Source organism: Paenibacillus tundrae (genome assembly GCF_036884255.1).
Lineage (GTDB): Bacteria > Bacillota > Bacilli > Paenibacillales > Paenibacillaceae > Paenibacillus.
Genome location: NZ_CP145605.1, coordinates 2,315,758 through 2,342,523 on the forward strand (window position 1 = coordinate 2,315,758; position 26,766 = coordinate 2,342,523).

General features: G+C 44.5%; 18 protein-coding genes. 16 read left to right on the forward strand and 2 right to left on the reverse strand.

Annotated elements, in window-relative coordinates; all coding sequences use genetic code 11:
- Positions 1-27 precede the first annotated feature (27 nt).
- The 13 genes from V6W81_RS10470 to helD all read left to right on the forward strand — a co-directional run bounded on the left by V6W81_RS10470 (position 28) and on the right by helD (position 17,301).
- On the forward strand, positions 28-1,647 hold the full coding sequence (locus V6W81_RS10470; protein WP_338543037.1) for a response regulator: 1,620 nt from the start codon (positions 28-30) through the stop codon (positions 1,645-1,647).
- A gap of 123 nt (positions 1,648-1,770) precedes the next feature.
- Complete coding sequence (locus V6W81_RS10475) at positions 1,771-3,459, forward strand: sugar ABC transporter (protein WP_338543039.1); 1,689 nt, start codon at positions 1,771-1,773, stop codon at positions 3,457-3,459.
- A 246-nt stretch (positions 3,460-3,705) separates the two neighbouring features.
- Entirely contained in the window at positions 3,706-4,596 is an 891-nt protein-coding gene (locus V6W81_RS10480; RefSeq protein ID WP_128101310.1) for an ABC transporter permease, read from the forward strand.
- A gap of 29 nt (positions 4,597-4,625) precedes the next feature.
- Positions 4,626-5,504 (forward strand): carbohydrate ABC transporter permease, encoded by an 879-nt coding sequence (locus tag V6W81_RS10485; RefSeq protein WP_128101311.1) that lies wholly within the window; start codon positions 4,626-4,628, stop codon positions 5,502-5,504.
- A 40-nt stretch (positions 5,505-5,544) separates the two neighbouring features.
- Complete coding sequence (locus V6W81_RS10490) at positions 5,545-6,624, forward strand: glycoside hydrolase family 53 protein (protein WP_338543041.1); 1,080 nt, start codon at positions 5,545-5,547, stop codon at positions 6,622-6,624.
- 66 nt (positions 6,625-6,690) lie between these two features.
- Positions 6,691-8,763, forward strand: coding sequence for a beta-galactosidase (locus tag V6W81_RS10495; protein WP_338543043.1), 2,073 nt, complete (start codon positions 6,691-6,693; stop codon positions 8,761-8,763).
- Positions 8,764-8,980: 217 nt separating this feature from the next.
- Entirely contained in the window at positions 8,981-10,420 is a 1,440-nt protein-coding gene (locus V6W81_RS10500; RefSeq protein WP_338543045.1) for an NAD-dependent malic enzyme, read from the forward strand.
- Between the two features lie 73 nt (positions 10,421-10,493).
- Complete coding sequence (locus V6W81_RS10505) at positions 10,494-11,156, forward strand: HD domain-containing protein (protein WP_338543981.1); 663 nt, start codon at positions 10,494-10,496, stop codon at positions 11,154-11,156.
- A gap of 304 nt (positions 11,157-11,460) precedes the next feature.
- Entirely contained in the window at positions 11,461-12,525 is a 1,065-nt protein-coding gene (locus V6W81_RS10510) for an FUSC family protein (protein WP_145046141.1), read from the forward strand.
- 219 nt (positions 12,526-12,744) lie between these two features.
- Positions 12,745-13,212 carry a pyridoxamine 5'-phosphate oxidase family protein gene (locus tag V6W81_RS10515; protein WP_338543046.1) on the forward strand — a complete coding sequence of 156 codons (468 nt, stop codon included), beginning with the start codon at positions 12,745-12,747 and terminating at the stop codon, positions 13,210-13,212.
- A gap of 72 nt (positions 13,213-13,284) precedes the next feature.
- On the forward strand, positions 13,285-13,602 hold the full coding sequence (locus V6W81_RS10520) for a transposase (RefSeq protein ID WP_111270792.1): 318 nt from the start codon (positions 13,285-13,287) through the stop codon (positions 13,600-13,602).
- An 11-nt stretch (positions 13,603-13,613) separates the two neighbouring features.
- Positions 13,614-14,477, forward strand: a complete 864-nt coding sequence (locus V6W81_RS10525) for an IS3 family transposase (protein WP_338543928.1) — start codon at positions 13,614-13,616, stop codon at positions 14,475-14,477.
- A 448-nt stretch (positions 14,478-14,925) separates the two neighbouring features.
- Positions 14,926-17,301 (forward strand): RNA polymerase recycling motor HelD, encoded by a 2,376-nt coding sequence (gene helD, locus V6W81_RS10530; protein ID WP_338543048.1) that lies wholly within the window; start codon positions 14,926-14,928, stop codon positions 17,299-17,301.
- A gap of 391 nt (positions 17,302-17,692) precedes the next feature.
- On the opposite strand, the gene V6W81_RS10535 is transcribed toward helD, so the two are convergent.
- Positions 17,693-19,228, reverse strand: a complete 1,536-nt coding sequence (locus V6W81_RS10535) for a PQQ-binding-like beta-propeller repeat protein (RefSeq protein WP_145046147.1) — start codon at positions 19,226-19,228, stop codon at positions 17,693-17,695.
- Between the two features lie 523 nt (positions 19,229-19,751).
- Here V6W81_RS10535 and ade point away from each other — a divergent pair.
- Both ade and V6W81_RS10545 read left to right on the forward strand, forming a co-directional pair.
- Positions 19,752-21,578, forward strand: coding sequence for an adenine deaminase (gene ade, locus V6W81_RS10540; RefSeq protein ID WP_338543982.1), 1,827 nt, complete (start codon positions 19,752-19,754; stop codon positions 21,576-21,578).
- Positions 21,579-22,181: 603 nt separating this feature from the next.
- Positions 22,182-23,102 carry a hypothetical protein gene (locus V6W81_RS10545; protein ID WP_338543050.1) on the forward strand — a complete coding sequence of 307 codons (921 nt, stop codon included), beginning with the start codon at positions 22,182-22,184 and terminating at the stop codon, positions 23,100-23,102.
- A gap of 210 nt (positions 23,103-23,312) precedes the next feature.
- Here the strand turns inward: V6W81_RS10545 and V6W81_RS10550 are convergent, their stop codons facing one another.
- Positions 23,313-24,227 (reverse strand): AraC family transcriptional regulator, encoded by a 915-nt coding sequence (locus tag V6W81_RS10550; RefSeq protein ID WP_338543051.1) that lies wholly within the window; start codon positions 24,225-24,227, stop codon positions 23,313-23,315.
- 206 nt (positions 24,228-24,433) lie between these two features.
- On the opposite strand from V6W81_RS10550, the gene yicI reads away from it, so the two are divergent.
- Positions 24,434-26,752 (forward strand): alpha-xylosidase, encoded by a 2,319-nt coding sequence (gene yicI / locus V6W81_RS10555; RefSeq protein ID WP_338543052.1) that lies wholly within the window; start codon positions 24,434-24,436, stop codon positions 26,750-26,752.
- Positions 26,753-26,766 lie beyond the last annotated feature (14 nt).

Below are 26,766 nucleotides of genomic sequence, written 5' to 3' on the forward strand. Positions count from 1 at the left end.
CAGCGTTGAAGATGAGGAGTGTGCAAATTGATTGATATTTTATTGGTGGATGATGAGACGTATGTAACAGAAAGTCTGGAACTGACGATCCCTTGGGGTGAGCTTGGGGTAACGACAGTGTTTCGTGCTGCTTCTGCAAAAGAAGCATTAGACATTATGGAAGAAAATGCAGTGGACATTGTAGTGACAGATATTCGTATGCCAGGCATGTCGGGACTGGATCTTGTTGCAGAAGTCAGTACCCGATGGTCGCATATCCGTTGTATTTTGTTAACAGGTCATAGTGATTTTGAATATGCGAAAAAGGCAATTCAGTTGCAGGCTGCCGATTATATACTCAAACCAGTTAATGATGATGAATTCATGGCATCCGTATCCGCAGCGATCACGTCACTTCGAGATGAATGGGATGAATTCGATAAATATCACCGCTTGTTATATAGCCGCAAGTCCGATTACAAAATTTTGCGCGAAAATTTGATGCATGATCTATTGTTAGGCCGTGAGATTACAGCTCGGGCACTCGGTGAACAGTTGCAACAGTACGAAATTCAAATGGAACCAGAACAACCAGCTGTTATGATGTTAATTCGCCTTGCCGGTCGATTCTCAAGTATGGATCAACAATCATTAGATCTGATGGATTTTGCAGTGGGAAATATCGCGGAAGAGGTGTTTGGTCCACAATTTAATGTTTGGTTTGGTCATGGCCCTCATGAATGCCTAGTCATGTTGATACAGCATCAGAACTTAAACGGAGTCGAAGTGATGACTCAGGACGAGATTAAGGAACCTACCGCTACCTTCAGGGAGCATGTCATTCGATATTTGCAGGGAGATATCTCTATGGTCGTAACGCAGCCCTTTGCTTTTGAAGAACTAACGACGGCTTATCGCCGAGGATTAGGCTCACTTGTGCTTACCGGACCCGAGGAGAATATGATTCAGTATCTCGATACGAACACGACCAAGCGCTCTGATAATGATGCGCAGGCATTGGATGAGCTATACAAACCGCCAGTTCTGCCTCAGTTGCTGGAAACCAAACAGTGGGATGCAGCCGCACGTAAGCTTGATGCTGTATTTGATGAGGCAGAGCGTGTGCGATTGTCACGAGAGCATGTCTATGAGATGTATTTATCTGTAACGAATGCATTTATGTATATTGCGCATAAGCAGGGGCATCTCGTACATGAGATTGATCATGCCGGCTTTGACTTACTATTGGCACATCAGCTGATTCAATCACCCGAGAAGCTGCGCCGCTGGGCAACAGAAATGTTAACCAAGCTCCAAGAAGAACTATCGGATCAAGAAGGAACACAGAGCCGAAGACATGTTATTAAACAAGTCCAAGAGCTAGTCACCCGTGAAACAGGGCAAGAGTTATCTGTGAAGATGATTGCGGACAAAGTGTACTTGCATCCAGTATACCTTTCCAAAATCTATAAGGCAGAAACAGGAGAGGGTCTAGGGGACTATATGATTCGCATGCGCATGGAGCGTGCACTGTATCTATTGAAAAATACGAATAAAAAGATATACGAGATTACGAGTGAGCTTGGGTATCAAAATCCGCAATATTTCAGCAAAATGTTTAAAAAACATTACGGGATGACCCCAAACGAGTATCGAGATCAGTCGTAATTACAACATGATTCCAGAATATAGGTTGGCAAAGGTGCAGAAATCTTGATTTCGTATCATAGGAACAAAGGCCTGGCCAGCCTATAATGAAAGGGTAACCAAAACGATTGAAGGGGGAACAACATGAGAGCGCAATCAACGAAAAAGAAATTTTTGTCGCTTCTCGCTACAACGCTGAGTCTGACTGTCGTTCTTGCAGGATGTTCAGGAGGCAGTGCGGAGGAGAGTGCAGCACCAAGTACATCTGGTGTTCAGAATGAATACAAAGAAAAGTATGACCCAGAGGTAACCATCACGACTGCATGGGGGATTGACCCTGAACTGAAATTCAAAAATGGTGAATCCATGGAAAATAACGTAGCGACCAAGTGGGCGAAGGACAAATTCGGCATTAACATTAAATCACTTTGGTCGGTAACGGATACAAACAGTGCGTTTGCAACTAAACTGCGTCTTGCGATGTCTTCAGGGCAAGAAATGCCTGACATTGTAACGATCGGCCAGCCAGATAACCTGGTTGCTCAAGATTTGATCGACTCCGGCATGTATCAGGAAGTAGGGCCATTGTTCGATAAATATGCTTCGGACACATGGAAAGAGGCTATGGCTCAGGATTCAAACGTATGGAATCAGTACAGTCGTGACGGCAAGAGAATGGGAATTCCCGTACTCGACTATGCATACAACAATGATTACCTGCTCTGGATTCGTCAAGATTGGTTGGATAAGCTGAACCTTGAAGCACCAAAAACAATTGACGAGCTGGAAGTTGTTATGGAAGCGTTCAAAAACAAAAACCCGGACGGTTTGGCTCCGGATAAAGTAACACCACTTAGCATCGGTTTCAAAACATCCATGAACACATGGATGGGAGATCCATCTTGGATCTTCGGTGCATACGGCACGCTTCCTACCCAATGGAATGTGGGAGCAGATGGCAAGCTGGAATATGGTTCAATTAACCCAGGCATGAAACAAGGTCTTGTTAAATTGAATGAATGGTTGACCAAAGGTTACATCCCTCAAGAAGCAGCACTTTGGGATGAGAACAAAACTGCAGAACCAGCAGTTGCAGGTACAGCGGGTATTATCCCTGGTCCTTATTGGATGAGTGGCTGGCCATTGGCTGATACAGTGAAGAACGTATCTAGCGCTGTGTGGAAGCCAATTGAAATTCCGGTAGGCCCTGAAGGAAAAGCAATGCGTCACGGTACGCAATTCGTTAACGGTGTTACGCTGATTAAGAAAGATATGCAGAATCCAGAAGCATTCTTCACATATCAAAACTATCTGTTTGACAATTATGCTAATCCAGCACCAGGCAGTGAGTATGATAACGGTCTCTTTGAAGGCTATGACTTTGAATTAGATGCAAACGGAAAACAAAAACGATATGAAGATATTGAAGGCGGGTATGTTAACGTAGTACGTTACTTGCTCGTGCGTGATGGCGCTCGTATTCCAGATGCACAAATGAAAGCCTTGATGAATCTGGCTGATGGCAAAGAGCCAGAGACGAAGCTTGAAAAAGATGTTGCCGCAAACTATGGTACAGAAACACCTGCCGCAGCTAAAGTGTTGCTTGCGCAGGAAGATATCTCATTCAAAAATATGTTTACTGGCCCTACGACAGCGACAATGAAATCCAAATTGGATTACCTCAACAAAATTGAGAATCAAACCTTCAATGAAATTATCTATGGCAAAAATCCGGTAGATTCGTTTGATACGTTTGTTCAAACGTGGAAAGCCGGCGGTGGAGATCAGATCACTCAAGAGGTTAACGAGTGGTATGACGGTGTAAGAAAATAAGGTTTTAACCAGCGCGCAGGCTACTTGTAGTCTGCGCGTTTTTTTGTTTTTTTGAGAGGATAGGAAGACGTCATTCATGGAAATTGGTTCCAAGACACATGAAGCTTTGTATGGTTCTAAAGTAGTTGCTTTTGTGCCATTTATATTGCTTTTATGCGCTGTTTGAGTGCCTCAAAAGCTTGATATAATCGCATTATAAGCCACTCAGGGAGTACTTGAGTAGGAAGAACTACAGGGGGAGCAATCATGAGAACTTTGAAACGTACTTGGCCATTCCACGTAATGCTGCTGCCAGCCATCATCTTTCTGATCATCTTCAGTTATGTGCCTATGGGCGGGATCGTTATGGCATTTCAGAACTATAAGCCATGGCTTGGAATTAGTGGCTCCGATTGGGTCGGATTGGACAACTTTAGATACTTGTTTGAACGTGAGGACAGCTTGCAGGTTATCTGGAATACATTAATCATTGCTGTGCTCAAACTGATCTTTAACTTATGTGTACCGTTTGTGTTTGCGATCCTGTTGAACGAGGTTCGTAAGATGGCTATTCAGCGGACCATTCAAACGTTGGTATATCTGCCTCACTTCTTGTCTTGGGTTATCCTGGGCGGGATTTTGCTAGACTTGTTGTCAACTGGAGGATTGGTTAACCGAGTATTGGGAAGCTTCGGACTCGGACCATACTTCTTCCTAGGAGATAACAGCTTGTTCCGACCAACGATCATTCTAACGGATGTGTGGAAGGAATTCGGTTATAACATGATTGTCTTTCTGGCTGCACTTGCTGGTATCAACCCGGCGCTATATGAAGCAGCTGAGATCGATGGAGCGAATCGTTGGAAGCAAACCCTTCATATCACCGTTCCGTCTCTCGTACCGATGCTGATGGTTGTTGGAACACTGGCACTGGGAAATGTATTGAATGCCGGTTTCGACCAGATTTTCAACTTGTACAACCCGCTCGTGTATCAAACAGGAGACATCATCGATACATTCGTATATCGCTCGGCACTGGAAAATGGAGAGATGGGCTTCGCTACTGCGATTGGATTGTTTAAATCCGTCATCAGTATGGTGCTGATCCTCGTATCGTACAGCTTAGCCAAGAAGTATGCCGGATACCGCATATTCTAATCGAATGAACAGAGAAGGAAGGGACTACGATGTATCATAAAACGAGATCATATCGCGTGTTTAACGTTATCAATATTTGCTTTCTACTGTTAGTTGCCATCATGTGTATCGTCCCGATGATTCACGTACTGGCAGTCTCCTTTAGTAATAAAGCTGCTGCGGATGCTAACCTGGTCAGTCTCTGGCCAGTAGGCTTCTCGCTTGAAGCTTACAAAAAGACCATGAATAATCCCATATTCTTGAACTCTCTCTGGATTTCACTGCTTCGTACCGTGATTGGTACAGCGATTACCTTGCTGATTACGTTCTTGGCAGCCTATCCGTTGTCTAAAGAAAACAGTGAATTCAAAGGCAGAACGATCTATTCCTGGATTTTTGTATTCAGTATGATTTTCAACGGTGGACTGGTTCCATTCTACATGGTTATCCAAAAGATCGGATTGATGGATTCCTTCTGGGTGCTGGTACTCCCAGGTGCAGTAAACACATTCCTTGTCATCTTGATGCTGAACTTTTTCCGTGGTATTCCAAAAGAGCTGGAGGAAGCAGCACTGATGGACGGAGCGAACCATTTTAGAACATTGTTCAGTATCTTCCTGCCGATCTCCATGCCGTCGATCGCAACTATTGCATTGTTCAGTATGGTATTTCACTGGAATTCCTGGTTTGACGGTTTGTTGTATATGAACAATGCCAAGGATTACCCGCTGGCTACATTCATGCAGACCGTTATTATCAAGCGTGATATGAGTACGATGGCGATGAATCCGAAAGAACTGGAAACGATCTCTCAGACAACGGTAAGAGCTGCACAGATTTTCATTGGTAGTGCGCCGATTCTGATCGTGTATCCTTTCTTGCAGCGCTTCTTTGTTAAAGGTATGACACTGGGCTCAGTTAAAGGCTGAGCTCAGAACGTAATTACTTCGTTCAATGGAGGTTGATCGTGTGAATAACCGGTATAACGGACCATTCATTCTTGGAATGGATGTGTCATTTATGGATGAGATCGAACAGCATGGAGGCAGTTTTAGTGATGTAGATGGTAAGGAACAAGATCTGTTGTCTATTTTGAAACATAACGATACCAATGCCATTCGACTGCGGATCTGGAATGATCCGGCTGGTGGCTTCTGTAACCTAGAGCGAACAGTCGCTGTAGCCAAACGTATTAAGGCTCATGGGCTTCAATTTTTGCTTGATTTCCATTATTCAGACCGTTGGGCTGATCCGGCTAACCAGTGGAAGCCGAAGGCATGGGAGGAGCTGTCTTATGAAGAGCTTCAACGTGCGGTGTGTAACTATACGGCAGAGGTATTACGAACGCTGAAGGAGCACGATGCATTGCCGGATATGGTGCAGGTAGGTAACGAGATCACGCCTGGTATGCTGTGGGATGAGGGTCGAGTAGGTGGAGAGGAACATGATACCGATGAACAATGGGAACGCTTTGCAGGGCTTGTGAAGTATGGTATCGCTGCCGTGAAATCGATCGATTCAGATATTAATATAATGATCCACATTGATCGTGGCGGTGATAATGCTGAGAGCGTCAAGTTCTATGATCGCTTTGAAGCGCTCGGTGTAGAGTTTGATACCATTGGTCTCTCTTACTATCCTTGGTGGCATGGCACACTCGACGCATTGAAGGAGAATATGCATGATCTGGCGAAACGTTATGGTAAAGAAATTGTCGTTGTAGAAACCGCTTACCCATGGACGTTAGAAGAGCTTGAAGGTCATGAGTGGATTATGAGACAGGAAGATATGCTGTTGCCTGAGTACCCAGCGACCGTTGAAGGTCAACGTCGTTATCTGAGAGATATGTTGCAGATTATTCGCGAAGTACCCGGTGGCTTAGGTGTCGGATTCTACTATTGGGAGCCGGCATGGATTCCTAGTAAACCCGAATGGTCGGTTGGACATGCGAATAACTGGGCGAACTTAGCGATGTTTGACTACAAAGGACGTAAGTTGGAATCGTTTGCAGCATTAACGGATGGTCAAGATACATTAATAACTAAATAGTGTATAGCTACAGTTTGAACAGAGTTATCACAACAATAGATTACATCATTAAAGGAGTTTTTCCCTATGACATACAAATTTCCACCTGTAAGCTCGAAAGCACCACACATGCTTCACGGAGCAGACTACAATCCGGAGCAGTGGCTTCGTTACCCTGAGATCCTTGAAGAGGATATTCGCTTGATGAAGCTTGCCAAATGTAATGTGATGTCCATCGGCATTTTCTCTTGGGTATCCCTTGAACCGGAAGAGGGCGTATACACGTTCGAATGGCTTGATCAAGTATTGGATCGTTTTGCGGCAAACGGCATCTATGCTTTTCTAGCAACACCAAGCGGAGCGAGACCGGCTTGGATGTCTGCTAAGTATCCAGAGGTGCTGCGTGTGTCCGAGAACCGTGTTCGTAATCTTCATGGTTTCCGTCACAATCATTGTTATACTTCACCGGTTTATCGGGAAAAGGTGACTGCAATCAACTCCAAGCTTGCTGAGCGTTATTCGGATCATCCGGCAGTGATTGGTTGGCATATTTCCAATGAATTCGGTGGGGATTGCCATTGTGATTACTGTCAAGCAGCATTCCGCGAATGGGTTCAGAACAAATATACAACGCTCGATGAGCTTAATCATGCATGGTGGACTACATTTTGGAGTCATACCATCACAGATTGGAGTCAAGTTGAGTCTCCTGCTCCACATGGGGAGACACAGGTACATGCCATGAATCTGGACTGGCGCCGCTTTGTGACAGACCAGACAGCAAACTTTATCGTTCACGAAACTAAACCTTTGAAAGCTAAAAATCCGGATTTACCGGTTACAACCAACCTGATGGAGTTTTACGGTGGATTGAACTACTGGAAATTTGCCGATATTCTGGACTTCCTCTCCTGGGATAGTTACCCGACATGGCATGACGCGGATGAAGATGGCAAACAAGCATCCAGAATCGCGATGATGCATGATATCGTTCGTTCCATTAAAGGTGGACAACCATTCTTGTTAATGGAAAGCACACCTAGCTCAACGAACTGGCAAGAAGTGAGTAAGCTGAAACGTCCAGGTATGCACCTGTTATCTTCATTACAGGCTGTAGCGCACGGATCAGACAGCGTGCAGTACTTCCAATGGAGAAAGAGCCGGGGTTCTAGTGAGAAGCTACATGGTGCAGTGGTAGATCATGTTGGAACGGAGCATACACGCGTATTCCAAGATGTGACTGACGTAGGTACAGCACTAGAAGGCATGGAGGCGATTGTTGGAACAGCGGTTCCGGCAGAAGTAGCCATTATCTTCGATTGGGAAAATCGCTGGGCGGTTAACGATTCACAGGGACCGCGCAATATCGGTGTGAAGTACGAGCAGACGGTGGAAGCGCATTACGAAGCGTTCTGGAAAAAGGGAGTCGCTGTAGACGTTATCGATATGGATGCAGACCTCTCCAAATACAAATTGCTTGTTGCACCAATGCTTTACTTGATGAGAGAAGGCGTTGGAGAGCGCATCGAGAAGTTTGTTGAAAATGGCGGAACCTTTGTGGCAACGTACTGGTCCGGCATTGTAAACGAGAATGATCTATGCTTCTTGGGTGGATTCCCAGGTCCGCTTCGCAAAACGCTGGGCATCTGGTCAGAGGAAATTGATGGATTACATGATCGTGAACTTAACGGAATTATTCCAGAGAAGGGGAATGAGCTTAAGCTGAACACAGAGTATGATGCAATTGAGCTGTGTGACCTTATTCATCTGGAAGGTGCAGAGTCCCTCGCCACGTATCGTTCTGACTTCTACGCAGGACGTCCTGCATTGACAGTTAATCGTCTCGGATCAGGTAAGGCATATTATATGGCGGCACGTCTGAAAGCACCATTTTATGATGATTTCTACGGTAGCTTGATTCATGATCTGAACATTGAACGTGGATTGCAAACAGAGCTTCCAGCAGGAACCACTGCTCATACTCGAACCGATGGAACAGCAGATTATGTGTTTGTGCAAAACTATACATCGGAAACGAAACAAGTGGAACTGGACGATCAGTCCTATACCGATCTGCTTCGTGGAGAAGCGGTTCCGGCGCAAATCACACTGCAACCGTATGATATCCGTGTATTGCGCAGAGCTGTAGAGCGTAAATAAAAATATCCATCTTATCAAGGCCGCCTTGAACGTCGCTTAGACGTGCAGGGTGGTTTTTTTGCATGGGTTAGGTTAGTCGGTGATCACAAGGGTATATTCATAAGGCCAATGAACCCTTTTAGACTTTTTCTGGGTAAGATAAAGGAAAAGAGTGCATGTGCAGCGAAGAGAAAAAGGTAACATGCAACTCAAGACTTACAGTCTGGGAGGAATTGGAATGAATCAAAGAAATCTAGATGGCAACAGCATTATTATTCGGCTGGAAATGACAACGAAAGATATCAAGTTTGGCGAAGTGGCATCGGCCATCTCGGAAGCTGGCGGAGACATCATTGCCATTGACGTGATTTCAACGAACCAGGATGTTAGTGTCCGTGACTTAACTGTGGCCGTAACTGATTCACAGGATAACAGCAAAATTATAGACGCGGTACGCGAGCTAAAAGGCGTATCCATCGTTAACGTATCAGATCGAACATTCCTCTTACATCTGGGAGGTAAGATTGAGGTAACTCCGAAAACACCGATTCATAACCGGGAGGATCTGTCCCGTGTGTATACACCTGATGTGGCTCGTGTGTGCTCAGCCATTGCGGATGAGCCAGGCAAGGCCTTTTCACTAACAATTAAGCGTAACACTGTAGCAGTTGTATCGGATGGAAGTGCTGTTCTTGGTCTTGGCAATATTGGCCCGCGTGCCGCAATGCCTGTAATGGAAGGTAAGGCGATGTTATTCAAACAATTCGCTGGTGTGGATGCTTTTCCAATATGCCTAGATACGCAGGATACCGAGGAGATCATTCGAACTGTGAAAGCGATATCACCAGCATTCGGTGGTATTAATCTGGAGGACATTTCCTCACCGCGGTGCTTCGAAATTGAACGCCGCTTGAACGAGGAGTTGGATATTCCTGTTTTTCATGATGACCAGCATGGCACAGCAGTTGTGCTATACGCTGGATTGATCAATGCACTGAAATTGGTCGGAAAGTCGATTACGGATGTGAAGATCGTTGTATGTGGTATTGGTGCGGCAGGCGTGGCTTGTAGCAATATTTTGTTGTCCGCAGGGGCTAATCGACTAATTGGCGTAGATCGTGAAGGTGCTCTTGTACGCACCCAGACATATGAGAGTGAGGTCTGGAGCGACTACGCTGCTCGAACGAATCCGGAGCTTGAGACAGGCTCTCTGCGTGACGTTATCCGTGATGCAGATGTATTTATTGGTCTCTCACGAGGCAATCTGCTATCTAGGGAAGATGTACAATCGATGGCAGCAGATCCAATCGTTTTTGCCATGGCGAATCCTGTACCAGAGATTATGCCTGCTGAGGTGGAGGATATCGTAGCCGTGATGGCGACAGGACGTTCGGATTACCCGAATCAGATCAATAACGTGCTGTGCTTCCCGGGAATGTTCAGAGCTGTGCTGGATTGCCGTGCGACAGAGATCAATGAGGAGATGAAGTTAGCTGCGGCGAAGGCCATTGCTGCTGCGATCTCCGATGAAGAGCGTTCTCGCTATTATATTATCCCAAGTGTGTTTAACGACAAAGTTGTCAAGGCGATGCGTAATCGTGTGGTCGAGGCGGCGGTAAAAACAAGTGTGGCTCGTCGTGTACCACGGGAACAAACGCGTGAAAGCGAGGAATTGTAAGATGGGTGAGCATGCTTCTGAGCGCTCTACAGCAAATCTGCAGGATTCAGGTATGAACCATCAGAACGATGGCATGCGGGTTGGCGAGGGAATTCTTCAAGCCGCGCGTACCTTTGTTCAGGCAGATTTAGCAGAACATGCGGATGGCCATGACTGGTCTCATATTGAGCGGGTCACTGCTCTGGGGGTAGAGATTGCTCATCGGATGGGAGCAGATCCATTTATCGTGGAACTCGCAGCGTTACTGCATGATGTGCCTGATGAGAAGCTGAATGCAAGCTTGGAGGCTGGCATGGCGAAGCTGCACGCATGGCTGGATACACAGCCGCTTGAGGCAAGTACACGCGATACGGTCGTGAACATTATCAGTACGATCTCTTACGCAGGTGGACAACGCCCTGAAGTCTCCAGCTTAGAGGCTCAGGTTGTACAAGATGCAGATCGTCTCGATGCGCTAGGAGCAATCGGGATTGCCCGTGCTTTTTCATTTGGCGGTTCCAGAGGACGGCTGATGTATGATCCTACCCTTCCCCCACGGGAACAGATGACACGGGAGGAATATCGCAATGGGCGCAGCACAACGATTAACCACTTTTACGAGAAACTGTTTAAGCTGAAGGATCTTATGAATACATCATATGGTAAAGAGCTGGCGGAGGAACGACATGCTTATATGGTGCAATTCGTAGAACAGTTCAAACGTGAATGGGAAGGAACCGATAAAGACAACGTATAAGCAGCGTATCCTACATCAATTTGGGGGATAACATGAAAATAGCATGAATAGACCGTTACCTCTCCCGCAGAGTGCGGTCTATTCTTGTTGCAATGGATTGAGGAGGAGTCAAAATCGCTTCTCTCCTTCGGATTAGTGTGTATGAATGCACTTTCGAATAGCACAGACTACATATTCCGTGGTACAATGAATCGTTCTTGTGAGAATATGACATGAAACTAAAGATCAATACAATGAAATACGGGGTAATAATGATTAATAATGCAGTTTACAGAAAAGATAGGTTAGGTAAGGAGGGGTTGCCGTGTCGTTCGGAGCACGAGTGCTTAAGACAGGGATTGCGGTAACGCTTGCTCTGTACCTCAGTATGTTTCTTAACCCGCAGTCGCCTGTGCCGGCTGCGATCGCGGCAATTTTTGCCATGCAGCCATCCATTTATCGATCATGGAAATACTTCTTGGATCAGTTGCAGACAACAACACTTGGTGCCATTGTTGCCCTACTTGGTGGTATGGTTCTGTCCAATGAACCCATAGCGGTTGGGTTGATTATTGTGCTCGTCATCATGATCTGTCTTAAGCTGAACATGGGCGAAACCGTTGGTCTGACATTGGTTACCGTTGTTTCCATTATGGAAGCTTCGGGAGATTGGCATTTTGCACTGAATCGGTTTCTCTTAACGCTTATTGGTATCGTGTCAGCCTTCCTCATCAACATTACAGTCTTTCCTCCCAAACCGAAGGTGCAGTTTGTGAAACAGATTCAGAATGTATTTAACAGCATGTCGCTCTTGCTACGAACGTCGATCTCAGATGAGATTAAGGAAGCTGTATTCCGAGACGAGAAGAGCAATTTGGGAGGCTCCATTAAATCCCTGTCAGATAAGTACAATTTGTTTGAAGAAGAACAGAAGAAGATGAAACGCTCGAAGTTCAGTCAGACCCGCCAAATGGTTGTGTATAAGCAGATGTTACTGAGTCTGCAAAAGGGTTATGAAGTATTGGACTCGGTTGAACGTCACTATTTCCAAGCACAGCGAAGCCCTGAGTTGGATCGTTTCTTCGATACGCACTTGGAGAGATTGATTAAATTTCACGAGCACGCACTTCTCAAATTCGAAGATAAGCTGAAGCCTAATGGTGAAGAGGCGGAGCAATTTATTTTGGACAATGATCATTTTATGGAGCAAGCGATCACGGAGTTTGATGTTGACCAGAACGGCATGCTTCGACTGTCCATTGTTGCTGCGGCAATCTATGATTATGGCTATCAGCTGGAGCGCCTCAACCGCCTTGCTGATCATGTACACAGTGGCAGTGATGATAAGGATTCACAGGATCATATCCTGAATTGGATTAAGTGGCCATAACAGTGAATTGCAGTTGGCGGCATACTCATATACAATAGAACCACAACTTAGCCCGGGCAGTCTTGTCCGGGTTATTTTGTTGCAGGTATTCAAACATTTTTTTATTATAAGTGCGTTCAAAATTCTAACCCCTTATTCGATGCTGAGATGCCACCAAGCACCTTCGTAATCAAAAGTGGACTTTCGGAACTGCCTCTATAATGAACTGAAGGAGATATTATGACTTCAATAATAACAGAACTTAACCCTGAATTAATGCAGTGGTTCGATGGGCAGCATTTACAACATAAAAAACATGAAGCCATGCAGCTACTAACCGTTTCAGAAGATGCATGGCCACATCAAGCTATGATTAGTGTGGGGGAACTGGTTGCGATAAGTCCAACCGTGCTGAGAGTTGCATTGTGGTCTGGCACGCAGACAAGCCAAAATATGGAGCGGACAGGCAAGGCTACTTTGATGGCCATTATAGATCATCAGTTGTTAACCATTCGACTGACGTTACGTGCGCTTCCTCCCTTACCTGAGTCTGTTCATCCAAGGGATCGCTATGAAGGTGAGATAAGGAATATTCGTGTAGATCATGCACCTTACGCGGATATCACTTCCGGGATTACCTTTCAATTGAAGGATGAGCCTGGCACATTAAAGCGGTGGGAAGAGACAATTGCAGAGTTGCGACTATGAATGGAGCTAGAATAAAAAGTGGACACCCAATAACGGACAGAAGGATAATAAGGCTAACGGAGGTGTGTCCACATGGGAGAACAGCGGCAACGATACAATGAAGAATTTAAGAAACAAACGGTAAAATTTATCCAAGAACAGACCAAGACACTCGGAGACTTGGCAGAAGAACTCAACATTCCAAAAAGTACATTACACCAGTGGATGGGCAAGTATCGCGAACTTAAACATGAGCCCGTAGCTAGCGTAGATCGAGTGAAAGAACTGGAAGCAGAGCTTAAAGAAATGCGCCGGTTACTTCAAGAGAAAGAGCATACGCTTGCGGACACGCAAGAGGAACTGGCTATTGTAAAAAAAGCAGTGCACATCTTCAGCAAACCAAAGAGCTAAGGTTTCAGTTTCTGGAAAACCATCGCTCCCTGTTTTCTTTGGAGAAGATGTGCACTCTGTTACACGTGTCACGGAGCGGATATTACAAGTGGCGGATGGATCGAACAAGTAAACAGCAGCACCGGAGAACTGAGATCATGAAGCGTATTCGATTTCATTTCTACGACCACCAGAAGCGGTGTGGAAGTCCGAAAATTACGTATGCGCTCCATCTGGAAGGATACAGAATCTCTTCCCGTACCGTCAGTATATACATGCGTCAAATGAATCTTCGTTCCGTGCACACTCCTCGGTATCGTGTCCAAACGACGGATTCTAACCATCATCATCCCATTGCACCAAATACGCTGAACCAGCAATTTCAAACGTCCAAACCGAACACCGTATGGGTCACCGATATCACCTACATTCCCTGCCGAGGAGGCCGGTTATATCTCGCCAGTGTTCTGGATTTATGTACGCGTGAAATTGTAGGCTGGCGTCTGTACAACCATATGGAAACGAGTCTGGTGCTAGGTGCATTGAATGATGCTTACCGGGCCAAACGCCCCGCTCCAGGACTGCTACATCACTCGGATCGTGGCTCGCAGTACACGTCAAAAGAATACGTGGAGCAACTGAAATCGTATGGTATGGAGCTCAGTATGAGCCGCCGAGGAAACTGTTACGATAACGCATGTATCGAGTCTTGGCACAGTATTTTGAAGAAAGAACTCATTCACTGTAACCCTCGTTTTAAGAATCCAGAAGAGGCTTATAACACCATTTACCAGTACATTGAGTTCTATTACAACCGCAAGCGAATGCATGGTGCGCTAGGTTATCTTTCCCCTGCTCGTTTTGCGAAGAAATTTACGGACAAATCCGTCGCGTAAGTGTCTACTTTCTTGACATAGGTCCAGAAGATTGCTTAAAGATCTCTTATCAGTACGTAAACAATCATAATTACCATGTGAAATTATCTATATCGATCCATATGGTGGGTAATAATAAGCTAAGAAGAGATGATGTTGCATAGGATATATGGGTGTTGGAGAAGAGCTAACAGCAGGGTAGTGCGTCATTAAACGTAATGAACCCAAGAGCATACGACGATACATTGAAGAAGTAGGAGTTAGAAAATAACATTAGAAAACAACAAAAAACGCCTCCACTTGCATCGGGACGTTGTCACTGGTACAATAAAAAATGGTTTTCAAAAAATTAGAACTAATTAACATAAATTTAAAATGTTTACTTTCTAATAATTATACCATGGCCTAGTCGGGCATGTCAAATGAGCTTTTGAGGACACATTCCGGGGAAAGAGGGGCATAGGATTATATGAGTACAGATCAGCAATGGAGCGAAGAACAGCATCGGGTCGACAGTGTAACCAATCAGATTGAACGTAAAATTACAACTCTTGAACAAGAGGTTGGTTCCTTTCGAGACGAAGTTGTAGAGATGAGAAAGGACTTCTGGGACGAGGTTACGATGAACTTTAGTGAAGCCGATGATGTAGGGGAAACCTCTACAAGTATGCGGCAGCAGTCACAGGTTCTATCGGATCGGGAGCGTAGCCATTTGAATACGGCAGCGGCACTCGACAAAATGAAAAGACTACATCACTCGCCTTATTTTGGACGCATCGATTTCAAAGAGGACGGATATCCGCAGGCAGAGCGCATTTATCTTGGCATTGCTTCCTTATTGGATGAGAAGGAGGAATCCTTCTTGGTGTACGATTGGCGTGCCCCAATATCCAATCTGTATTATGACGGTGCGCCAGGACCGATCACATATGAGACACCTAGCGGTGAGATTAGCGGCGACATTGAGATGAAGCGGCAATTTGTCATCCGTGAAGGTCGTATCCGGTTCATGTTTGACACAGGCGTAACCATCGGTGATCAATTGTTGCAGGCCGTTCTGAGCCGGACGTCAGATGCGCAGATGAAAAGTATTGTGGCGACGATCCAGAGAGAGCAGAACCGTATTATCCGTAATGATCGAACACGTATGCTGATTGTACAGGGGGCTGCTGGAAGCGGCAAAACGTCGGCTGCCCTTCAGCGAGTGGCCTATCTTCTATATAAATACCGTGAACATTTGTCAGCGGATCAGATGGTACTTTTCTCGCCAAACCCAATGTTCAATAGTTATGTATCAACGGTATTACCTGAGCTAGGGGAAGAAAATATGTTGCAAACGACGTTCCAAGAGTATTTGGAGCGCCGTCTTGGACGGGAATACCAGCTTGAGGATCCGTTTATTCAACTTGAATATGTGCTCTCGGCTACAGAAGACGCAGCTTACCCTGCGCGCATGTCTGGGATTCGATTCAAATCGTCCGAATCGTTCCTGAAGGTGATTACGAAATATAAAGACAACTTAATGCTCGCTGGTATGAAGTTCAAGCCGGTTCGTTTCCAAGGACGTGCTGTTGTTACGGCTGAAGCGATGGAGGAGAAATTCTACAGTTATGAACCATCGGTAAAACTGGTGAATCGGCTCGAAATGTTAAGAGACTGGATGTTGAAAGAGCTCTCCGCATTCGGGAAAAGTGAGCTAGAGGCACCTTGGGTAGATCAGCAGCTTGATCTGATGGAGCCAGAAGAACTACAACGAGCGTTCCAGCGTCTGAAGCGTAAGCAAAAAGGGAAGGTGGATACATTTGATGATTTTGTGCAGGAACGTGAGATTCTTGCCAGAATGGTTGTAAGTAGTCGCCTTAAGCCTTTACGAAAATGGATCAAATCTTTGCGCTTTGTTGATGTTCGCAAGCTTTATTCACAATTGTTCAAGGATCAAGGACAGATTGTTCGACTGCTGGATAACGAACCATTGCCTGCATACTGGGAAGAAATCAGCGATATGACTCTTCGGAGAATGAAAGAACAAGAGCTTGCCTATGAAGATATCACACCGTATCTGTACTTACGTGAACTATTGCTTGGGTTCCATATTAACTCTAACATCCGGCATGTAATTATTGATGAAGCTCAGGATTACTCTGCGTTCCAGCTGGCTTTTATGAAAAGACTGTTTCCGCGAGCCAAGATTACAGCGCTAGGTGATTTCAATCAGGCGATTTATGCCCATTCCTCTGTGCTGAGTGGGACAGGACCATTGACGAACCTATACGGCCCTGAAAATACCGAACTTATTGAGTTAACCCGTAGTTATCGCTCAACCCAAGAGATTGTGGAGTTCACGAAGGGAATGGTTCCGGGTGGAGAAGAGATAATTCCGTTTAACCGCAGTGGGGAGAAACCTCAAGTTATCGTTACAACGTCTGAGCAGAAGCATCTTGATCTGATCACTGCGGACCTTAACGCCTTAATTGAGGAAGGATATGAGTCCGTAGCAGTGATCTGTAAGACCGCAGAAGAAAGTAGAGAAGTGCATGAATCACTCAGTAAGGTATTAACTACCGCGCCGAAGCTGATCAAAAAAACGACTTTAGCGTTTGAACGAGGTGTTCATGTCATACCTGCCTACTTAGCAAAAGGTGTAGAGTTTGACGCCGTACTCATCTACGATGGTTCTGAGGAGCATTATGCCCAAGAGCATGAGCGCAAGTTGTTCTACACGGCGTGTACACGGGCTATGCATTTGCTTCATATCTATTGTTTAGGTCAACCGAGTCCATTTATCACTTCGCAATCAGAAACGTTATATGATACGGGGAAGGTATCTGCCGCTCAGGCGGATTAAGCAAGGTGATATAGATTTAATGAAATGAAATAGCGGCTGTTTCGAAAGTCAGAAAAAGCATAAGAATTAAGAATATAACAACGTAAGCCCAAAATGGGACAAAGCAGAAGTTTACTCTGCTTTGTCCCATTTGCTTTTTGATGCAAATAAGCACTTTGATAAGGTAGATACGAATTGTTCAGACACTAACCAACAGCCTATAGTTTATAACCCAAAAACGTAATGCGTCTTCGCACATGTTTAGGGATTTCCTAGTTTTATAAGATTCCATTGGCGATTTCAGAGAAGTCGGGTTCTACATGAATTGCATCTTCTTGTTTGGATTACTTTATTAAAAAAAAATAGGCTGTCCCAAGCCATTTAATGACTTATGGGATAGCCCTCATAAATATTAGTATTCATTTACCTCGAAAGTAATGATTTTGTCGTAAATAATGTAATCTTGTCTTTGCTTAAACGGACCAATATTATTGTTGTGTTTATTAATGGCAAATGTAATTGGTGCACCTATTGCTCTGTTTTCGTACCATCTAATAAATTCTTGTACTTCGGCCATTGAGAGATCATATTCTTTAACTGTCCCGTTAATTAAGGTCAGGACAAAAATAGCACGCTCACCTACAGGGTTTGGTTGGTTTGGTTCTTCTGGGTCAGGTGTCTCCGGGTTTGGTGTTTCTGGATCCGTTGGGCTCTCTGGGTCTGTAGGCTGCTCGTTATCAATTGGGAAGTCTGACTCATGGAGATCATTAGTTCCTGTTATGAGCATAAGGGTGTTTAGTGAGTTCACTAACAAATCTCCATTTTCGGCAATGGAGATAAAACCACTTAAACCAAAATTATTACTAAATGAGCTATGTACCTGACCGTTAGGAGTAACAGCACTAATGCCGAGAGTACTATGTTGGACAAAGATCATCCCAGTTTTATCAATCACAGCATTACTAGTATTATTTCCAACTGTCTCTGATGTCCATTTAATTGATCCATCGAGATTAACCGCGGTTAGTTTATTGGAAGTAACATAAAGTGTCTCTCTTGCTTCATCTAATAATAGACCCGAGTTGGTATTTACATTATCTAATTGTAAAGTCCAGTTCAGATCCACACTAGGGCTTATTGAATAGATTGTAGCATTGTTACCAGTACTCATAACATATATATTTCCATCTTTATCAAGTATGGGAGCGCCACGTTTCATCGATATTTGGTTAGCGGCAGATCCATTCAGCTTTTTGTTCCATTTGAGAGTGCCATCAGGATTGATTGCAGTTAATGATAGTCCGCCGTTCATATGCGCAATGTATACTGTTCCGTCAGGTGCAATAGCTGGATGACTATTATAGTTACCTATCACACCCTTATAGGACCATAACAATGTTTTGTTTGTAAGATCGAATGCATGTAAAGTTCCATTTCCAGTTCCTAAATAAGCGACATTGTTTCCGCTGATTGCATACTCTCTTATTGATCCACTACCTGGGTAGGCTATTTTTGAATTAAGTGTTCCATCTGGATTAATGGCGTATAAGTTCGTTCCACCGATAGTAAAAATTAGCCCATCTTTACCTATAATGGGTTGATTGGTAGCATCTTTGAATGTCCATAACGGTGAGCCATTGGCCGAAACCGCACGAAGACCAGAAGATGTTATGGTATAAATGGTTCCATCTTTACCGATAACAGCAGGATATCCAGCGGTCGAACCAGGAATGCTCCACTTCTCTAAAAAGTTACCATCAACCGCATCGAATCTTGATTTCCCTGTCCAGTTGAATTTGGTAGGTTGTACTGCTTCAAGATCATAACCGCCAATAGAGTATCCAGATCCTTGCTCAAAATCAGGAGAGGCGGCGTGAGATACACCTCCCAGTAAGGTTAATGCGATTGTAAACCCGGTTAGCATACTAAGGCATTTTTTAAATCTCAATCAAAATCCATCCTTTCCTAATGTGATTATGTAATTCGTCTAACGATGTACTGATGATTTATCGGTTTTAATTTCCCTAATGTTTATACTTATATTAATATTGTTTTTTTATTTAAAACTAACTCATTATTACCATTTAATATAATATCTAACGAGAGAACATTGTAATAATACGAGATGCAAACAGGAACTCATAAGACTTGAACAGAGCCGTGATACCATGAGTTCATTCATCTTTACTAGTCTCTTTAAGCTATTGCGTAACGGTATGGAAGACGTCTATAACGGGAAAATTACCTGAATTAAGATGTATATATTTTCTGACATTATCGATGAGCAAAGTTAGGTGGTTTGGATGCTTTGGATAAATTTAGCATCTGAATTTGGATTTAAACACAATTGGTGTAAATGTTCTTTACACTTAGAGTTCGGGCTCATATAATCGAAACAATATACTTTTTTGGAGCGTTTAATTCAGGAGGAGGCAACAACATTGAACAACTCATCTTTTGACCGACCGCTAATGGCGGATTGTGTACCTGATCTAGTGGCGACAGCACGCGGGGATCTGCCAGCAACATTGGTCATACGTGGCGGGACACTAGTCAACGTAATATCCGGTGAAATTTTAGAAGGTATGTCTGTAGCTGTACAGGGCGCACGGATTGCATATGTCGGCAAAGATGTAAGTCATACGATCGGAGAACACACTCGAATCATCGAGGCGAAAGGCAAGTATATAGCTCCGGGACTACTGGACGGTCACTGCCATATTGAAAGTACGCAGATGAAGGTGACAGAGTTTGCACGAGCCGTGCTTCCGTCTGGTACAACGGGTGGATTCTTTGACCCTCATGAAATCTCCAATGTCCTTGGACTTCAAGGTCTGAGAATGATGCTTGATGAAGCTCGGACGACACCAATGGCTGCCTATATGCAGGTTGCATCATGTGTTCCTTCCACGCATCCAGGACTAGAGACGACTGGCGCTCACATTGGTCCAGAGGAAGTCGCTGAAGCTCTCTCTTGGGGGCCAGATATGATTGGCTTGGGAGAGGTGATGAATTTTCCAGGTGTTGTGTATGGTGATGAAACGATGATTGGAGAGATTCAGGCTACGCTTCGAGCAGGCAAAGTAGCTGATGGACACTTTACCTGGGCAGCAGATGACTGGCGGTTGCCAGCCTATGCGGCTAGTGGAGTAACTGGAGATCATGAATGTGTGACGAAGGAAGATGTGGTTGAACGTCTGCGACTAGGCATGTATGCCAAAATGCGTCAAGGATCAGCTTGGCATGACGTAGCTGAGACGATCAAGGCTTGCACGGAGCTCGGCTTGGATACACGCCGGATGATGCTGGTTACGGATGACCGCAGTTCAGAGTCGTTGTTGAAGGAAGGACATATGGATTTTGTCGTGCGTCTCGCGATTTCACAGGGCGTGAAGCCGGTAACAGCGTTTCAGATGGCAACCATTAATACGGCTGAGCGGTTTGGTGTGGCTCGGGATATTGGCGCAATCATCCCGGGTAATATGGCTGATATTATTTTGCTGGATGGGCGACTCGCGGATGTGCGTGTTGGTATGACGATTGCGGCTGGGCAAGTCGTGGCAGAGAATGGTCAGATGACTGCCGTATGGGACAATTTCATCTATCCTGAAGAGGCATTGAATACGGTAAAATTGGAACCTACCATTACGCCTGAGCAGATGGAACTTGCTGCGCCGATTGAAGAAGGCACGATTGGGGCTAAGATTATCCATGTAACGGAGAATCATGTGGATACGAAGGAAAAACACCATCCTGTTGCTGTACAGGATGGTCGGGTTGTCGTATCTACAACAGGTGATGTATGTAAAATTGCAGTGCTGGAGCGCCACAAACAAACCGGGAACCGGGCTGTAGCTTTAGTTGGAGGTATTGGCTTCACGGCACCAGCGGCCATCGCAATGACGGTAGCTCATGATAGCCATAATCTATTGATCATCGGTAATGATGATGCTTTGATGGCTGAAGCAGGTAACCGGGTCATTCGCATGCAAGGTGGCGTTGCAGTAGTAACAGGTTCAGGAGTGACGGAGTTCCCGTTACGGATTGCCGGATTGATGTCAACGGAGTCCTTTGAAGAGGTGGCTGTTCAATCCGCCGCCGTTAGCGAAGCGTTGCAATCGGTTGGCTGTACACTGAATAATGCATTTATGACCTTATCATTGCTGGCATTGGTTGTCATTCCAGAACTGCGGTTATCTGATAAGGGGTTGGTACGGATCTCCGCAGAAGGGATCGAGCTGGTTTCTTTGTTTGATGAGACAACAGAGAACGTGAATGCTGCCCCGGCTGGTTCGTAAGTAGTTTAATGTATCATTACAACGTCACATTGGAATTGAAATGCAATTGACGATAAATGAGCAAGCCATCTAGAGCGGATCTAGATGGCTTTTTTTGTGCTTTTAACTGAGCAAAACATATTGAATTTTGTGCTTAAAGGCGAAGATGAAACGGAGCGATTGTCTGAAAATTGTCTAAAAAGCAGAGTGAACCACCGGAAGCAGCGAAATAATCCGTCGGACGTAGCCTAGCAGAAGCTTGTTGCAGAACCACACAGAGGGATATAGTGAGCGATGCAATTTGAACAAACTAGCAAGAAAACGCTTCCTAGGTCTTCTGTCTGTAGGTTTTATATGTTCATAATGACTGAAGTCTTGTGTGTTAATTCGCTAAATAAGAAAAATTATCGTTAATTGAGACTTTAGAACTATAAATACAGAAGTGTGAATACCCGAAATAATGTTATATGATTCTTTCGTCGTAAGTCTTATAGATGACGTTGCATATAGAAGCAATTCACTAGAGAAAGCATTTGGTAAATACGTCAAAATGCTTAAATTACGACAGTTTTTTGCCGGGTGCTAAAGGTCAGAGAGATATAACATTTGAGGGAGTGTACGAATATGCAACAGAAGTCCAAATACCATTTTATCAAACTTGTTAGTTGTCTAATCCTCGTCGCTGGTGTTACGTTTTCTTCGAGAACAATTGCAGAGGGTTCAGTTGAAAGTTATGAGAGCATTCACGGTGCGATTGAACAGCCTATCCGAGCTACATGGGTTTGGGATACTACGCAGATTCAAAGTCGTCCACAAGAAGTGCTGAAATTTGCCAAAGAAAAAAAGGTGAATACAATTTACCTGCAATTGAATCGGGATGTGAAAATTCCTTATTATACAAGCTTTATTCGCGAGGCTAGAGCGAATCATATTGCAGTGGATGTGATGGATGGCAGATCTGCATGGGGATTGACCGAAAGTAGAGGACAAATCGCTGATTTTCTGAACTGGATTGAGGCGTATCAAAATCAGGTACAACCAAATGAGAAGTTTGCTGGCATTCATTTGGACATTGAACCCCATGTGCATCCACAGTGGAAAACGAATCAAGCGAGTGTTATTGCGCAATGGATGGGAAATGTGCAGTACATTATGGATCGTGCTAAACAGATGAAGATGCCGGTTGGGGCAGATCTGCCGTTCTGGCTGGATAATTACAAAGTTCCTGGTTCGACGCAGGCGGTTAGCAATTGGATGATTCAGAAATATGATTCAATCACAATCATGGCCTACCGGGATACAGCAACCGCAATTTATAATGTGGCGAAGGATGAACTTATCGATGCAGCACAACAAGGCAAGAAGATATCCATCGCTATAGAGACGAAGCAAAGTAAAGAGGGCGACTTTATTACCTTCTATGAAGAGGGTTCGGAGTACATGGAGTCTCAGCTTAAGCTGGTGGAGAATATGGCAAAAGTACATTCATCCTTTAACGGATTCTCAATTCATGAGTACACGTCTTGGAAAACTCTAAAGAACTAGTGAGTATAAGCTTCTAATTTTAATGTAGAAAAAAGAAAACACCCTTCCCAAAGATGTCGCGACGATTCCTGTTGCTGACATCTTTTTTGACTTAGGGAAGGCTGTGAGATGCTTGAATCAAGAGCTTTTGAATGAATTTTAGCGAACATGCCGGGATCCATGTGTATGAGCTAATATGTTACCATGTACCCGCAGGCTAAGTAATGACGATCAGATTAGCATGGGCTCTACGTCAACTTTCTCATAGAACATTTTTCGATACTGTGATGGGGTGGTGCTCTTATGTTTCTTGAACGTGGTAATAAAGTAGCTTAGGTGCTCAAAGCCAACGTCCATCGCAATGTCTACGATTTTATGATCGGTATTCTCCAGCAGGTAGCAGGCCTGTTGCACTCTGTAATAATTAATGTAATCGACAGGACTTTTTTGCACCATCTGTTTGAAGAATCGGCAAAAGTGGCCTTCACTCATGTTTGCCTCATCTGCTAATTCCTTCAGCCTTAATGCTTCTGGATAATGTTGATGAATGTACGATAGCACCGACTTCAAGCGTTCCATTTTATCATGGCTGCCTGTAGGAAGAGTACCATTAGTAGTAGCTGGAAGCATGTGCTCGAACATCTGTGCAAATATAAGATACAAATATGCTTTGGTGGTCATTTCACATGTCTCTGAGCTCGTTGCGTGTTCGGCAAATATGCGTTGTAAATACAGCAGGATTTCTTGTCCCCAAGCATCGCTAGGCTTGATGTGGTTGGGAGGCACGAGTGTCTTGTGAACGAGCGGATGAATAAACTTTTCTTGAATCGTATCAAAAGTGCGACTCCCTAGCAGTTCAGCGCTAAACACAATGGAAGAAAAGACGCAAGGAGTAGTACCCTTCAAATAACCAACGTGAATTTCTCCGCGGTTAACAAAAATGGCTTCCCCAGCCTGTACCTCAACGGTGTTCATATCAATCTGAAAGACCGCACTTCCCTGTGTAACCATAGTAAACTCCATCTCGTCATGCCAGTGGCAATCAAGAATGATATCACCGTCCAACTGTTGAATATCCGGATATACACTAACAGGATACATGGCATCTCCGTGTACCCGATCCTCTCGTAAACGTTCGCGTTCCATGATGTGACTCCTTCAATGATCATTATTAATGAGGCAATTAAATGTAAATGAAATTGATGCTAATGTAATCGTTTCCATTGATTGGTGTTATTTATCGAGAAAACGTTCAGAAATATCAAAATCGTGATATATTTGGTCAAAATAAGAGAAGAAATTCATGATTAATATCAATATTATTATAGTATAACCGAAGGGGGTAATCAAAGATGAAATTTACGGACGGCTATTGGCAAACCCGCGAAGGATATCATGTACAAAATCCTGCGGATATTCGAGATATCGTACAAAAAGGTGATTCCTTTACAGTATATGCAGCAACGAAACGCATTGAACGCAAGGGAGATACGTTGAACGGCACATTGCTCAAAGCAACGTACAGCTCACCGATGCCAGATGTGATCCGGGTACAACTGAACCATCACAAAGGCAAAGTGAATCCTGGTCCCGAATTTGCTCTGAACACATTAAATACGGATGTAAAGATCACTCGTGATGAGAACGGTGCAGAGTTGCAAAGTGGCAACTTACGTGTAACCGTTAACAAAGCAAGTGGTTGGGACATCGGTTTCCACTATAATGAGAAACGTTTGACAGGCAGTGGCTGGAGAGGCCCAGCATACATTGAGTCTGCGACTGAAGGCGCATTCTTCCGCGAGCAGCTTGAGCTTGGAGTTGGGGAATATGTATATGGCTTGGGTGAGCGCTTTACGCCGTTTGTGAAAAATGGTCAAGTCGTGGATATCTGGAATGAAGATGGTGGTACAAGTAGTGAACAAGCGTACAAAAATATTCCATTCTACCTGTCCAACAAAGGATACGGTGTGTTCGTAAACCACCCAGAGAAGGTATCTTATGAGATTGCTTCCGAGAATGTATCTAAAGTACAGTTTAGCGTAGAGGGCGAGTCCCTGGAATACTTCATTATCGGTGGTAACAATCCGAAGGAAGTTCTGGACAACTATACGAAGCTCACTGGCAAACCGGCATTGCCACCGGCATGGACGTTCGGTTTGTGGCTGACAACTTCATTCACAACAGACTATGATGAAGCAACGGTTAATCATTTTGTAGATGGCATGGCTGAACGTGATCTGCCACTTTCCGTATTCCACTTTGACTGCTTCTGGATGAAAGAATACCAATGGTGTGATTTTGAATGGGATGAGGATATGTTCCCAGACCCAGTAGGTATGCTTAGTCGTTTGAAAGACAAAGGTCTCAAAATCTGTGCATGGATTAACCCTTACATTGCTGAGAAATCCATTTTGTTTGATGAAGGTATGGAGAAGGGTTATCTAGTCAAAACAGCAGACGGAAGCGTATGGCAATGGGATAAATGGCAAGCGGGTATGGGTCTCGTAGATTTCACGAATCCAGAAGCTACCGATTGGTATAAAGGTAAATTGAAAACATTGATTGAGCAAGGTGTAGATTGCTTCAAAACGGACTTTGGCGAAAGAATTCCAACGGATGTGGTCTATTACGATGGTTCCGATCCGGTGAAAATGCACAACTATTATACGTTCCTATACAACAAAGCTGTGTTTGAAGTATTGGAAGAGAACCTGGGCAAGAACGAAGCGGCATTGTTTGCACGCTCTGCAACCGTTGGTGGCCAACAGTTCCCTGTACACTGGGGCGGCGATTGTTCTTCCAACTACTCATCGATGGCAGAATCACTGCGCGGTGGATTATCCCTTGGTCTGTCAGGCTTCGGCTTCTGGAGCCACGATATTAGTGGATTCGAGAAAACAGCAGAACCAGACGTATACAAACGCTGGGTACAATTCGGTCTACTCTCATCCCACAGCCGTCTCCATGGTAATGAATCCTATCGTGTACCTTGGTTGTTCGATGAAGAAGCTGTTGATGTGGTGCGTGACTTCACGAAGCTTAAACTTAGCTTGATGCCATATCTGTTCAATTCTGCAGTGGAATCGACTGTTCGGGGATTGCCAATGATGCGTGCAATGGTGCTGGAGTTCCCTGAAGATCCAACATGTGCAACAATTGATACGCAATACATGTTTGGTGATTCTATTCTGGTCGCACCAATCTTCAATAAAGAAGGCGATGTAACATATTACCTACCAGAAGGCACATGGACGAACTATCTGACAGGAACCAAGGTAGAGGGTGGACGTTGGGTTAGCGAGAACCATGACTTCAAAACACTGCCTATGATGATTAAGCCGAACAGTCTTATCGCTGTAGGTGCAGTTGATGGCAAACCAGACTATGACTTCGCTCAAGATGTTTCCTTGCACTTGTTCGAATTAGCTGATGGTCAGCAAGCTCAAGCGGTAGTCGTGAATCAAGGCGCTGAGCAGGAGCTTGCTGTTCAAGTATCACGTAATGGTTCGGTTCTAGAAGTTACCGCAGAAGGTGCGGGCAAACCTTGGAGTCTTGTACTTCGTGGTCTTGGTAGTGTATCCAGTGTTGAAGGTGGCTCCTACGTTTCTGGTGAGCATGGTGTAGTTGTTACGCCAGCATCTGATGCAAAACAAATCTCCATTCAATTGTAATGTTCTAATCGTCT